This window comes from Burkholderia sp. S-53, from assembly GCF_025560745.1.
GTDB lineage: Bacteria > Pseudomonadota > Gammaproteobacteria > Burkholderiales > Burkholderiaceae > Burkholderia > Burkholderia pyrrocinia.
On sequence record NZ_CP090483.1, the window covers coordinates 3,266,741 to 3,279,554 of the forward strand.

Annotated in this window: 10 protein-coding genes; 6 read left to right on the plus strand and 4 right to left on the minus strand. The window is 65.5% G+C overall.

From position 1 onward, the window contains the following. Nucleotides 1–44: 44 nt before the first annotated feature. The gene (locus LXM88_RS20195; protein ID WP_262536611.1) at nucleotides 45–428 is read right to left on the minus strand and encodes a nuclear transport factor 2 family protein; all 384 of its coding nucleotides are present in this window, start codon (nucleotides 426–428) and stop codon (nucleotides 45–47) included. Nucleotides 429–473: 45 nt separating this feature from the next. Then, nucleotides 474–1,043, minus strand: coding sequence for an acyloxyacyl hydrolase (locus LXM88_RS20200; protein WP_262536612.1), 570 nt, complete (start codon nucleotides 1,041–1,043; stop codon nucleotides 474–476). A gap of 361 nt (nucleotides 1,044–1,404) precedes the next feature. Here LXM88_RS20200 and rpoH point away from each other — a divergent pair, with 361 nt between their 5' ends. The 6 genes from rpoH to LXM88_RS20230 all read left to right on the plus strand — a co-directional run bounded on the left by rpoH (nucleotide 1,405) and on the right by LXM88_RS20230 (nucleotide 8,944). Continuing rightward, complete coding sequence (gene rpoH, locus LXM88_RS20205; RefSeq protein WP_262536613.1) at nucleotides 1,405–2,340, plus strand: RNA polymerase sigma factor RpoH; 936 nt, start codon at nucleotides 1,405–1,407, stop codon at nucleotides 2,338–2,340. Nucleotides 2,341–2,695: 355 nt separating this feature from the next. After that, nucleotides 2,696–2,977 (plus strand): cytochrome oxidase putative small subunit CydP, encoded by a 282-nt coding sequence (gene cydP / locus LXM88_RS20210; protein WP_412524117.1) that lies wholly within the window; start codon nucleotides 2,696–2,698, stop codon nucleotides 2,975–2,977. Beyond that, nucleotides 2,967–4,547, plus strand: coding sequence for a cytochrome ubiquinol oxidase subunit I (locus LXM88_RS20215; RefSeq protein WP_262536614.1), 1,581 nt, complete (start codon nucleotides 2,967–2,969; stop codon nucleotides 4,545–4,547). Before cydP ends, LXM88_RS20215 begins: the two co-directional genes overlap by 11 nt. Nucleotides 4,548–4,578: 31 nt before the next feature. Beyond that, entirely contained in the window at nucleotides 4,579–5,715 is a 1,137-nt protein-coding gene (gene cydB, locus LXM88_RS20220; RefSeq protein ID WP_262536615.1) for a cytochrome d ubiquinol oxidase subunit II, read from the plus strand. Nucleotides 5,716–5,769: 54 nt separating this feature from the next. Continuing rightward, the gene (cydX, locus tag LXM88_RS20225; protein WP_034179083.1) at nucleotides 5,770–5,892 is read left to right on the plus strand and encodes a cytochrome bd-I oxidase subunit CydX; all 123 of its coding nucleotides are present in this window, start codon (nucleotides 5,770–5,772) and stop codon (nucleotides 5,890–5,892) included. A 568-nt stretch (nucleotides 5,893–6,460) separates the two neighbouring features. Further along, nucleotides 6,461–8,944, plus strand: coding sequence for a family 20 glycosylhydrolase (locus LXM88_RS20230; protein WP_262536616.1), 2,484 nt, complete (start codon nucleotides 6,461–6,463; stop codon nucleotides 8,942–8,944). A gap of 179 nt (nucleotides 8,945–9,123) precedes the next feature. Here the strand turns inward: LXM88_RS20230 and ltrA are convergent, their stop codons facing one another. Then, nucleotides 9,124–10,491 carry a group II intron reverse transcriptase/maturase gene (gene ltrA / locus LXM88_RS20235; RefSeq protein WP_262536617.1) on the minus strand — a complete coding sequence of 456 codons (1,368 nt, stop codon included), beginning with the start codon at nucleotides 10,489–10,491 and terminating at the stop codon, nucleotides 9,124–9,126. Between the two features lie 489 nt (nucleotides 10,492–10,980). Then, entirely contained in the window at nucleotides 10,981–12,744 is a 1,764-nt protein-coding gene (gene nagE / locus LXM88_RS20240; protein ID WP_262536618.1) for an N-acetylglucosamine-specific PTS transporter subunit IIBC, read from the minus strand. Nucleotides 12,745–12,814: the final 70 nt, after the last annotated feature.

A 12,814-nucleotide genomic window follows, 5' to 3' on the forward strand; every position in this document is an offset into this window, starting at 1 on the left:
AGAAGGCCGCTTCGGTGGGACATGAAAAGGAGCGCCACGCGCGCTCATGTCTCGGTTGCGCACCGCGTCGCCTGCCAGGCGAGCAGGCACCAGCGGCCCTGCTCCTCGGTGTGGACGGACGTATAGGCGATCGGGAAGACCAGGCCGCCGTTGTTCGTCTCCATCTCGATCAACGCGCGCCCGGTGACGACGCAGGTTTCGCTGCCGACGGGCAGCACGTCCTGCGACTGGATTTCGATCTGACGATAGCGGCGGCGACCGGCGACGATGGCGTCGATGAACTGCTGCTTGGTTTCACGTTTGCCGTTGGTGTGTACGAAGAACACCTTGTCCGACAGCAGCGCGTCGAGCGCCTCGCCGTCCCCGTCCACCATCGCCCGGAACCGATCGCGCTCGAGCGCGCGGATCGCATCGACCACCTTCGCCATCGCCTGACTCCTCGGCAACGCGCACGCCGTGCGCGGGCATGCGGATCAGAAGTTGTACTGCACGTAGAACTGGTGGAAATTTATACCAGGATTCGGCTCTTTGATACCCGCGTTAGACACATGTTGAAAACGGTAACCGACCTGATACTGTTGGCGTTCTCCGAACTGTGCGCCGACGCCGACGACGTCCACGAACTGGAACGACGTGCCGAGCGAAAGATAGGTGGAGATCGTCGGGGAAGTCAGGAACCGGATGCCGGCGCCGGCCTCGACGAACGGGCGCACCTGGCCCGCGCTCTTGATGAAGCGGAACATCGGCGTCGCGCCGAACTCGCCGAGGCTGCTGTGGACATTGCCGCCCGTGTGCCAGTAACCGACGTGGCCTTCCATCACGAACGCGAAGTGCCAGCCGCCGATTTCCCACCAGTTCCAGCCCGGATCCCACACCACGCCGAGATCGGCCTTGTCGATCCCGTGACGATCCGAGAACCCGCCGCCCGCCTGAATACCCCATCGATCCGCGAACGCCGCACCCGATCCACCCAGAAGGGACGCCGCCAGCATGGCATGCAGCGCAAACCGGCTGCGGGGCCGGCGATTCTTCTTATTGTTCATCAGACACTCCAACTTTTTGGGTTGAATGGGGCCTGCCGCGACGGCTTGGCCCGAGCGAACTGAATGGTATGGTAAAGGACTTTTCGGATCGGCATCACGAAGCGAAATGGCTTGCTTCCAAAACGACAAAAATAGAAATCGTCTACTGATTCCTATCAGAAACAATGGTTTACGGAACTTCGATGCGCCGCCTTGGTCGCAGATTAGACTATCGACTCGACTACCTCGATAGAAAAATCGGGAACTCAGATGCCCACGCCCGCTCTAAGGAATTAGCACTCGGTTTGCGGGAGTGCTAAGATTGGCCCCGGAATCTCATCCGAGACCCAGGGTTTGTCCCTGATTCCAAAGGAGTTTTTTAGTGAGCAACGCCCTGACCCTTCCGAACACCCTGAGCCCGACGCCGGCCAAGGCCGAATCGGCAGGCTCGCTGGTGCTCGCAGCTCAATCGATGTTGCCGGGCCAGCTTGGCAACATCGATTCGTATATCCAGGCCGTCAATCGCATTCCGCTGCTGACGGCCGAAGAGGAACGCCAGTACGCAACCGAGTTCCGTGAGAACAACAACCTCGACTCGGCGCGCCGCCTCGTGCTGTCGCACCTGCGGCTCGTCGTGTCGATCGCGCGCAACTATCTCGGTTACGGCCTGCCGCACGGCGACCTGATCCAGGAAGGCAACATCGGCCTGATGAAGGCCGTGAAGCGCTTCGATCCGGCGCAGAACGTGCGTCTCGTGTCGTACGCGATCCACTGGATCAAGGCCGAGATCCACGAGTACATCCTGCGCAACTGGCGCATGGTGAAGGTCGCGACGACGAAGGCGCAGCGCAAGCTGTTCTTCAACCTGCGCAGCCACAAGAAGAGCATGCAGGCGATGACGCCCGAGGAAATCGACGGCCTCGCGCAGGAGCTCAACGTCAAGCGCGAAGACGTGTCCGAGATGGAAACGCGCCTGTCGGGCGGCGACATCGCGCTCGAAGGGCAGGTGGAAGACGGCGAGGAGTCGTACGCGCCGATCGCCTACCTGGCCGACTCGCACAACGAGCCGACCGCCGTGCTCGCCGCGCGTCAGCGCGACATGCTGCAGACGGACGGCATCGCGCAGGCGCTCGACGCGCTCGACGCGCGCAGCCGCCGCATCATCGAGGCGCGCTGGCTGCACGTCGACGACGACGGCTCGGGCGGTTCGACGCTGCACGATCTCGCCGCCGAGTTCGGCGTGTCCGCGGAACGCATTCGCCAGATCGAGGCGAGCGCAATGAAAAAGATGCGCACCGCCCTCGCCGAATACGCGTAAAGCCCGGCGATTTAGAGCGCTTCATCGAAAACCGCTGCCCGACCGGCAGCGGTTTTTTTTCGTCTGCTTTTTCCGCTGCTTTTCAGCTGTTTCTTCGCTCGTTTCTTCGCCGATTAATTGACCTGATTCATCAGGTAATAGGCAATTTTCGCCCCCCTTCCGCTTAACCTTGATCTGCCTCAAGTTTTGGCCCGCGGTTCGCGACGGTCTGCCGCAGCGCAGCACTCGGCATCGGAAAGCCGTCCTTTTAAAATTGGCATGTCAGGCGCAAAAGGATTAAAACAGCTTCACGGCCGTCATAAATCCGACGTAAAGTCGCCCCCAATCCGACCTAAATCGATTCAGGATAATCGCCTTGATCTCGATCAATAAAGAGCCTGCGCCGCCCTCTCCCCCGCGGCCGGCCGGCATGATCGGCTGGCGCGCACGCATCGCCGCGTGGGCTCGCGGCCCCACCCTCGCCCGCGACATCACCCTGGTGCTGATCGTCAAGCTGATCCTCCTGATGTCGCTCAAATACGCATTCTTCAATCATCCGCAGGCCGAGCACATGTCGCTTCCGCCTGCCGCCGTCGCCGAGAAGCTGCTTTCGGTACCGGCGCCTGCATCTACCGAGGGAGACCACCATGATAAGTAGTGAAGTCGTCGATCTGTCACGTCTGCAGTTCGGCATCACGGCGCTCTACCACTTCCTGTTCGTGCCGCTGACGCTCGGCCTGTCCTGGCTGCTCGTCATCATGGAAGCCGTCTACGTGATGACCGGCAAACAGGTCTACAAGGACATGACCCAGTTCTGGGGCAAGCTGTTCGGGATCAACTTCGCGATGGGCGTGACGACCGGCATCACGCTCGAATTCCAGTTCGGCACGAACTGGTCGTACTACTCGCACTATGTCGGCGACATCTTCGGCGTGCCGCTCGCCGTCGAAGGCCTGATGGCGTTCTTCCTCGAATCGACGTTCGTCGGCCTGTTCTTCTTCGGCTGGAACCGCCTGTCGAAGGTCAAGCACCTGATCGTCACGTTCCTCGTCGCGCTCGGCTCGAACCTGTCCGCGCTGTGGATCCTCGTCGCGAACGGCTGGATGAACAACCCGGTCGGCGCCGAGTTCAACTACCAGACGATGCGCATGGAGATGACGAGCCTGTTCGACGTGCTGTTCAATCCGGTCGCGCAGGTGAAGTTCGTGCACACGGTGTCGGCCGGCTATGTGTCGGCCGCGATGTTCGTGCTCGGCGTGTCGTCGTGGTACCTGCTGAAGAAGCGCGACATCGACTTCGCGCTGCGCTCGTTCGCGGTTGCGGCCGGCTTCGGCCTCGCGGCGACGCTCTGCGTGATCGTGCTCGGCGACGAATCGGGCTATACGACCGGCGAAGTGCAGAAGATGAAGCTCGCCGCGATCGAATCCGAATGGGAAACGCAGCCGGCGCCCGCGTCGTTCACGCTGATCGGCATTCCGAACCAGGAAGAACAGCGTACCGACTACGCGATCAAGATCCCGTATGCGCTCGGCCTGATCGCGACGCGCTCGATCGACGAACCGGTGATCGGCCTGCGCGATCTCGCGAAGCGCAGCGAGGAGCACATCCAGAGCGGGATGATCGCGTACGGCGCGCTGCAGAAGCTCAAGCAGGGCGACACGAGCGCCGCGACGCGCGAACTGTTCGACCAGCACAAGCAGTATCTCGGCTACGGGCTGATGCTCAAGCAGTTCACGCCGAACGTGACCGACGCGACGCCCGAGCAGATCCAGGCCGCCGCGAAGAAGACGATCCCGCCGGTCGCCCCCGTGTTCTTCTCGTTCCGGATCATGGTGTTCCTCGGCTTCCTGTTCGTCGCGACGTTCATTGCCGCGTTCTGGTTCTGCGCGCGCCGCGAACTGCTGCAGGACAACCGCCGCTGGTTCCTGCGCTATGCGGTGTGGGCGATCCCGCTGCCGTGGATCGCGATCGAATTCGGCTGGATCGTCGCCGAGCTCGGCCGCCAGCCGTGGACGATCGCCGGCGTGCTGCCGACGCACCTGTCCGCGTCGAGCCTGACGCCGACCGACCTGTACCTGAGTCTCGCGGGCTTCATCCTGTTCTACACCGCGCTGTTCGTCATCGAGATCAAGCTGATGTTCAAGTACGCGCGCCTCGGCCCGTCGTCGCTGCATACCGGTCGTTATCACCACGAACTCGCGGCGGCCAGCGAGCGCGCCCCGGCCTGAGCACGCACCTGAAACGGAACAAGGAATCGCTATGGACTATGCAACTCTCAAGCTGATCTGGTGGCTGCTCGTCGGCGTGCTGCTGATCGGCTTCGCCGTCACCGACGGCTTCGACATGGGCGCGACCGCGCTGCTGCCGTTCCTCGGCAAGACCGACGACGAGCGCCGCATCATCGTCAACACGGTCGGCGCGACGTGGGAAGGCAACCAGGTGTGGCTGATCACGGCCGGCGGCGCGATGTTCGCGGCCTGGCCGCTCGTCTACGCGGCGTCGTTCTCCGGCTTCTACTTCGCGATGCTGCTCGTGCTGTTCGCGCTGTTCTTCCGGCCGGTGGGCTTCGACTACCGCAGCAAGCGGCCGGACCCGCGCTGGCGTGCCGGCTGGGACTGGGGCCTGTTCGCCGGCGGCTTCGTACCGGCACTGGTGTTCGGCGTCGCGTTCGGCAACCTGCTGCAAGGCGTGCCGTTCAAGTTCGACAGCGACCTGCGCGTGACCTACTACGGCAGCTTCTGGGCACTGCTGAACCCGTTCGCGCTGCTGTGCGGGCTCGTCAGCCTCACGATGCTCGTCGCGCACGGCGCCGCGTTCATCAAGATGAAGACCGACGGCGTGATCGCGCGCCGCGCATCGATCGCGCTGCGTGTGGCGTCGTTCCTCGCGGTCGTGCTGTTCGTGCTGGCCGGCGTGCTGGTCGCGTCGACCATCGGCGGCTTCCACATCACGAATGCCGCGCCGACCGATACGGTCGCGAACCCGCTGCTCAAGGACGTCGCCGCCGGCTCGGGCCTGTGGCTCGCGAACTACAGCGAGTTTCCGTGGATGATCGCGGCGCCCGTCGTCGGGATCGCGGGCGGCCTGCTCGCGCTGCTGCTCGCGGGCTCGAAGCAGGAGAAAACGGCGTTCTTCTGCACGGGCCTGATGATCACCGGCGTGATCCTGACCGCGGGCTTCTCGATGTTCCCGTTCATCATGCCGTCGTCGCTCGACCCGCGCAGCAGCCTGACCGTGTGGGATTCGACGTCAAGCCATATGACGCTGCAGGTGATGCTGTTCGCGGTGATCGTGTTCCTGCCGATCGTCCTGCTCTACACGGGCTGGGTGTATCGCGTGATGCGCGGCAAGGTCACGCACCAGACGCTCGAAGAGAACAAGCACTCGATGTATTGAACCGGGCCGGGGCGCGCCGGCGCCCCCGTCCACCGTTTCGCAAGGAGTCGGATCATGTGGTATTTCAGCTGGATTCTCGGTATCGGCGTCGCGCTGTCGTTCGGCATCGTCAATGCGATGTGGCTCGAAGCGCGGCAGAAGACGCAGGAAGCGCCCGCGCGCGTGCGCCGCGACTGACGCGTGACGCGCGCGGCGGATCGCACCGCCGCCGTCCGGAAAGAACCTCGCTACACGCGAGGTTTTTTTTCGTCCCGGCCGTCCGGGCAGGCTCAACCAATCGATGCCAATTTAGCGCCAGATTGATACCACTTGAATACCAATAAAAGGTTTCATAAGATCTTTGGACACGGCCGCTGACAGGCCGAATCCTTCTGGGTGGGGGAGACATGCGAATCCCGAGTGTGGCGCGCGCCTGCGCGCCGTGTCGCCGGGCGGCACCCGGTTGCCGTTCGGCGGCGCCGGTTGTCGCCGTCGTGCGCGGCCGGACGACCGTAGCCGACTGCGACCGCTTCGCCATGGCGGCCGTTGCCGCGCGCCGCCGATGAACGCGCGTACGCCGCCCCGCCGATCCGATCGGCACGCCTGCCCGCCTCCCGTTCCGTAACGCACGCGCCCGCGTGCCGAATGCGCGCGGTGCGGCTGCATCGCCCTGCGCGCGAGTATCTCCCGCAGCTCCATTGAAAGCCCGATCGCAGCGACGTCGCCCCACGACGCCGCTACGCCCCCTTTTTTCTCAGGAGTTCGAATGAAGCGTACCTTGCCATCCCTCTTTGCCGGCGTGTTGATCGCGGCGCTGTCGCCGGCCGCGCTCTCCGCCACGCCGGCGTCGACCGCATCCGGCGCGACCGCGGGCACCGCGCAACCCACCGCGCAAGCGGCCAATCTCGCGGCGCTGCTGTCGAACGGCCTCGCATTGCGCGTCGCCGTCGACAACAACCACGCGGCCGCGGCCGGCGTGCCGTGCGCCGATCTCGGCGCCGACGGCGCGGCGTGCGCGACAGGCCGACTGATCCTGCAGAACCGCGGCCACCAGGCGATCGCCGACGGCGGCTGGAAGCTCTATCTGCACAGCATCCGCCGCCTGCTGCGGATCGATCGTCCGGGCTTCGCGCTGCGGCGGCTCACGGGCGACCTGTACGAACTGACGCCGCAGCCGGGCTCCGTGCGGCTTGCGCCCGGCGAGCGCATCGAGCTGCCGTTCGTCGCCGAATACTGGCTGCTGCGCTATAGCGACGTGATTCCGCGCCCATACGTCGTCGTCGACGGTGCGCCGCCCGCCGTGCTCCGCTACAACGACACCGACGACGAACTGCGCTACGTCGAATCGCTGCCGGCCGACGCGCAGAACAACTCGACCGGCAATGCGCCGCCCGTGGCCGCACGGCCCGACGCAACCCGTGCGCTGCCGAGCGTGAAGCGCGAGCAGCCGCTGCCGGGCACGCTCGACCTGCGCGGCGTCGAACTCGCACTGCCCAACCTGCCGGACGCCCAGGTCGCGACGCTGCGCGAGCGCGCGACGACCCTCGGGCTCGACGGCGCGCGCGTGCCGGTGTGGGGCGCGGTCGCGCCGCGCCGGCTGCCGGCCGACATCGCGACGCCGGGCGGCTACCGGCTCGCGATCGGGCCGCGCGGCGTGTTCATCGAAGCCTACGATCGCGCGGGCCTCTACTACGGCGTGCAGACGCTCTTCTCGCTCGCGCCGGCCGGCGGCGGCCCGATCCCGGCGATGCTCGTCGAGGATGCGCCGCGCTTCACGCATCGCGGAATGCACGTCGACCTCGCGCGCAACTTCAAGCACCCGGCGACGCTGCGCCGCTTGATCGACCAGATGAGCGCGTACAAGCTCAACCGCCTGCACCTGCATCTGTCCGACGACGAAGGCTGGCGCATCGAGATTCCCGGCCTGCCCGAGCTGACCGAGATCGGCTCGCGCCGCTGCCACGACCCGAGCGAGACGCGCTGCCTGCTGCCTCAGCTCGGCTCCGGCCCGGACAACCGCTCGGGCGGCGGTTACCTGACGCGCGACGACTACGTGGCGCTCGTGCGCTACGCGGCCGCGCGTTTCGTCGAGATCATCCCCGAGATCGACATGCCCGCGCATGCGCGCGCGGCCGTCGTGACCATGGAGGCGCGCTACCGCCGGCTGCATGCGGCCGGCCGCGAGCAGGAAGCGAACGCGTACCGGCTGCTCGATCCGCAGGACACGTCGAACCTGCTGACGGTGCAGTTCTACGACCGGCGCAGCGACCTGAACCCGTGCGTGCCGGGCGCGCTCAATTTCGCGTCGAAGGTGATCCGCGAGATCGCGGCGATGCATGCGGACGCGCAGGCGCCGCTGCACACCTGGCACTACGGCGGCGACGAGGCGAAGAACATCCTGCTCGGCGGGGGCTTCCAGCCGCTGAACGGCACCGACCCGAACAAGGGCCGCGTCGATCTCGCCGCGCAGGACAAGCCGTGGGCGCGTTCGCCCGCGTGCACGGCGCTGCTCCAGCGCGGCGAGATCAAGTCGATCGACGAACTGCCGACGCGTTTCGCGCAACAGGTGAGCGCAGCGGTCAACGCGAACGGGATCGACACGATGGCCGCGTGGCAGGACGGCATCAAGCATGCGAACGGGCCGCAGGACTTCAGCACGCGTCACGTGATGGTGTCGCTGTGGGACACGATCTTCTGGGGCGCGTCGGACAGCGCGCGCGACCTGAGCGGCAAGGGCTACCTGACGGTGCTGGCGCTGCCCGACTACCTGTACTTCGACTTCCCGTACACGCTCAACCCGCGCGAGCGCGGCTACTACTGGGGCTCGCACGCGACGGACGAGTACAAGGTGTTCTCGCTCGCGCCGGAGAACCTGCCGCAGAACGCCGAGGTGATGGGCGACCGTAACGGCAACGCGTTCGAAGTAACCGGCACGGGCCCCGCGCCGCGTCTCGAAGGCATGCAGGGGCAGGCGTGGGGCGAGGTGATGCGCAACGACACCTTCCTCGAATACATGGCCTATCCGCGGCTGCTCGCGCTCGCCGAGCGCGCGTGGCACCGGGCCGACTGGGAGCTGCCGTACGCGGCCGGCGTGCGCTACAAGCGCGGCGATACGCATCACGTCGACACGGCCGCGCTGCAGCGCGACTGGGCCGGTTTCGCGACGCTGCTCACGCAGCGCGAGTTGCCGAAGCTCGACCGCGCAGGCATCGGCTACCGGAAGCCGACCTTCACGCTGACGAACCCGTGAACGGTTGAACGGTTGAACGGTCGAGCGGTTGAACGATCGAGCGGTTGAGCAATGCGCGATGCGGACGAATGCATCGCGCAATCTCCCGCACCAATCGGCATAGGGGACGGCCATAAGGCCGTGCCCCTGCCACACCACCCGGCCTGCGGGTCCGCACCGGGCGGTTCAGGAAGTTGAGGTTATGAGAGTCGGGGTACACCCAGCCGGTCGAAGTATGCGATGGTCAGCACGCTGTTGAGCAGCCGGTCGCTATTGCGCCACCAGCAGCGACTGTTGGCCGCCACCTGTCGCGCAACGTCATCCGATGCCCCCAGCGCACACAGCTCCCGGTAAATGGTCGTGCCACGACGCCAGTGTTTTAGCTGGATCGCTCGCAACCGGTGCCGCAGCCACTTGTCCAGTTCCAACCAGACACGGGGCGTTTGCGCGAGCCGGAAGTACGCTTTCCACCCTTGCACATAGGTCCGTAGTCGTTCCACCACCTCTGGCAGACTCCGCCCGCCAGATCGACGGGTCAGTTCACGAACGCGGTGTTTGAACGCCAGTAGCGGTTTGGCCGCCACCTTGCGCTTCACGACACCGCCCGGGGCCACCCACAGGCTGTAGCCCAGAAACTTGCGTCCAAACACACTCGCCACTGCGCTCTTGGTCTCGTTGACCTTCAGGCGCAGCCGACCATACAGGCGTCGCAGCAGAGCCATCACCCGCTCGCCCGCCCGACGGCTGCGAACATAAACATTCGCATCGTCGGCGTAGCGCACGAAGCAGTGACCCCGCCGCTCCAGTTCCTTGTCCACCTCATCGAGCAGCACGTTGGCCAGCAGTGGGGATAGCGGCCCGCCCTGCGGCGTGCCCTGACCCCGCTGCTGGACCACTCCGTCATCCATGATGCCGCTGTTCAGATACGCCCGGATCAGCCGGATCACTCCGGCGTCGCCAATGCGTTTCTGTACACGATCGATCAGAATGTCGTGGTTGACCCGGTCGAAGAACTTCTCCAGATCAACGTCCACCACGGTTCGCCGGCCTGACTGCACGTACGATTGCGCGGCTAACACCGCGTCATGCGCACGCCGTCCCGGACGGAAGCCGTAGCTGTACTCGCTGAAGGTAGGGTCCAGAACTGGCTGTAGCACCTGTAGCAGCGCCTGCTGGATCAGCCGGTCCGTTACCGTCGGGATGCCCAGCTCGCGCTCGCCCCCATCCGGTTTCGGAATCGTTACCCGTCGTACCGGACTGGGCCGGTACGTCCCCTTCAGCAACTGTTCACGAATCACAGGCCACGCCGTCACCAGATGACGCGCAGTCTGGTTAATGTCCAGGCCGTCTACGCCAGCGGCGCCCCTGTTAGCCCGCACCCGTTTGAACGCCTGCTTCAGGTTCCCTCTCGTCAGCGCCGCTTCCAGCAGCGCTGACCCCGTGTCCCCGGATTCATGCCGCGGGCCGCAAGCTTCGTCGCTAGCAGATGCACGCGCAGCTTCACCGCGCGCTTTTCCCGCTCGCCCCGTTTGCACGGACATCTGACGCAATGCCTGCCGCATCGACATGACGCTGAACACTCCTTCCCGTTTGGCCCTTCGTCACCAGCTTCAGCCTCACCGGCCTGTCCTGTGACTACTACGGCCTCTGCTGACTTCTCGCTCCGGCTCGACGCCGCTGCCCTTTCAGGCATGAGGCGAGATCTCCCCAGGTAAGAACGCACTCCTTCACTGCACAGCCGCCGGATTTACGCCACCGCTCCTTGATCACAAGAGCTTTGCGGTTTCCTGCCCGCTCGCCCTGGTCGGTGCCGCCTTCTATCCGGTTCTTGTTCATCGGCTCGCAGTTTCGCTCCACGCTTCCTCCCCACGATCGGTCACCCTCTCGCAGTTGCGCTTCGCTTCGCTCGCTGTGATCAACTTACGGTGGGACTTGCACCCACAAGAGTGCGCCCATGCTGGGCGCACAAGAAAAACGGCTTGCGACGCATCGCAAGCCGTTTTCGTTTCTGCCGACCGGCCCGAACCCGCAGCGCGGATCCGGCCGGCCTTATTGCGTCATGCCGGTTGCGCAGCCGCCCCGCCGCCCGCCGGCGGCAGACGTGCGCCGAGTTGCTCGGCATAGCGTGCCGCCGCGTTGCCGCAGACGATGTGGAACGTGTCGAGCGACACCCACGCGACGTCGAGCGCACCGAGGCGATCGCGATCGACTGCCGACGGATCGCGCACGACGACGCGCAGGCGCGTGGTCGCGATCGCGTCGAGCGACGCGACGTTGGTCGCCCCGCCGAACACCGCGAGCCAGCGGGCCGGTTCCGGATCGAGCGGGCCGGCGGCCGCGCCCGTGACGGGCTGCGCCGCGGCGGCCGTCGCCGTCGATGCCGCGCCGGTCGCGCCGCTGCCGATCGCGGTACGCATCTCGTCGGCAATGATGTCGGCCTCGGGCCCGATGATCACCTGCACGCTGTTGCCGCCGCGCTTGAGCACGCCGCGCGCGCCGATCGACTTCAGTTCCGGCTCCGATACCTTCTCCGGATCGACGACGGTCAGGCGCAGGCGCGTCGTGCAGGCGTCGACGACCGTCAGGTTGCCCGCACCGCCGAGCGCGGCGATGTAGCGCTGCGCGCGCGGCGCAGCCGCAGCAGCGCCCGCGGCCGGCGCGACGAAGCCGCCCGATGCGTACGATTCCGCCGCCGCATCGGCCGATGCCGGCTCGCGGCCCGGCGTCGCCATGTTGAACTTGCGGATGAAGAAGCGGAACAGCCCGTAGTACGCGGCGCCGTACGCGATGCCGAGCGGAATCGCGATCCAGCCCTTCGTCGACAGCCCGTAGTTCAGCACGTAGTCGATCGCGCCGGCCGAAAACGTGAAGCCGAGCTTCACGCCGAGGATCTGGCAGATCGCGAGCGACAGCCCGGTCAGCACCGCGTGGATCACGTACAGCACCGGCGCGAGGAACATGAAGCTGAATTCGATCGGCTCGGTCACGCCGGTCAGGAACGACGTCAGCGCCATCGAGAACAGCAGGCCGCCGACCATCGCGCGGCGCTCCTTCGGCGCTTCGTGCAGCATGGCCAGACACGCTGCCGGCAGGCCGAACATCATGATCGGGAAGAAGCCGGCCATGAAGGTGCCCGCGGTCGGGTCGCCCGCGAAGAAGCGGTGCAGGTCGCCGTGCACGATGTCGCCGCCGGCGGCCGGCGTGAAGTTGCCGAACACGAACCACGCGAGCGAGTTGATGATGTGGTGCAGGCCCGTGACGAGCAGCAGGCGGTTCAGGAACCCGAACACGAACGCACCGATCGCGCCCGCCGTCGTCAGCCACTGGCCGGCCGCGTCGATCACATGCTGGACCGGCTGCCACACATACCCGAACACGATGCCGAGTACCACGCAGACCAGCCCCGTGATGATCGGCACGAACCGTTTCCCGCCGAAGAACGCGAGGTAGTCCGGCAGCTTGATGTCCTTGTAGCGGTTGTACAGCAAGCCCGCGACGACACCCGCGATGATCCCGGACAGCACGCCCATGTTCAGCTTGGGATCGATGTCCTTCATGATCGCGGTTTCGATCAGGTAGCCGATCGCGCCCGCGAGCGCAGCAACACCGTTGTTGTCCTTCGCGAAGCCGACCGCCACGCCGATTGCAAACAGCAGCGGCAGGTTGTCGAAGATCGCACCGCCGGCGTCGGCGATCATCTTGATGTTGAACACGTCGGGCTGGCCGAGTCGCAGCAGAATGCCGGCAACCGGCAGTACCGCGATCGGCAGCATCAGCGCCCGTCCCAGGCCCTGTATTTTCAGAAACGGATTCCCGTTCATTCAGTCCTCCAATCCTTGTCTCGTCGTTAAGCGTCGTTGACCTAATTGCTTTCGTAGTGAAACGGGTCGC

What these genes read in the sequence shown, in the direction of transcription:
- LXM88_RS20195 (WP_262536611.1), bottom strand. Translation starts at nt 428, where the DNA reads ATGGCGAAGGTGGTCGATGCGATCCGCGCGCTCGAGCGCGATCGGTTC.
- LXM88_RS20200 (WP_262536612.1), bottom strand. Translation starts at nt 1,043, where the DNA reads ATGAACAATAAGAAGAATCGCCGGCCCCGCAGCCGGTTTGCGCTGCAT.
- LXM88_RS20215 (WP_262536614.1), top strand. Translation starts at nt 2,967, where the DNA reads ATGATAAGTAGTGAAGTCGTCGATCTGTCACGTCTGCAGTTCGGCATC.
- cydB (WP_262536615.1), top strand. Translation starts at nt 4,579, where the DNA reads ATGGACTATGCAACTCTCAAGCTGATCTGGTGGCTGCTCGTCGGCGTG.
- cydX (WP_034179083.1), top strand. Translation starts at nt 5,770, where the DNA reads ATGTGGTATTTCAGCTGGATTCTCGGTATCGGCGTCGCGCTGTCGTTC.
- LXM88_RS20230 (WP_262536616.1), top strand. Translation starts at nt 6,461, where the DNA reads ATGAAGCGTACCTTGCCATCCCTCTTTGCCGGCGTGTTGATCGCGGCG.
- ltrA (WP_262536617.1), bottom strand. Translation starts at nt 10,491, where the DNA reads ATGTCGATGCGGCAGGCATTGCGTCAGATGTCCGTGCAAACGGGGCGA.
- nagE (WP_262536618.1), bottom strand. Translation starts at nt 12,744, where the DNA reads ATGAACGGGAATCCGTTTCTGAAAATACAGGGCCTGGGACGGGCGCTG.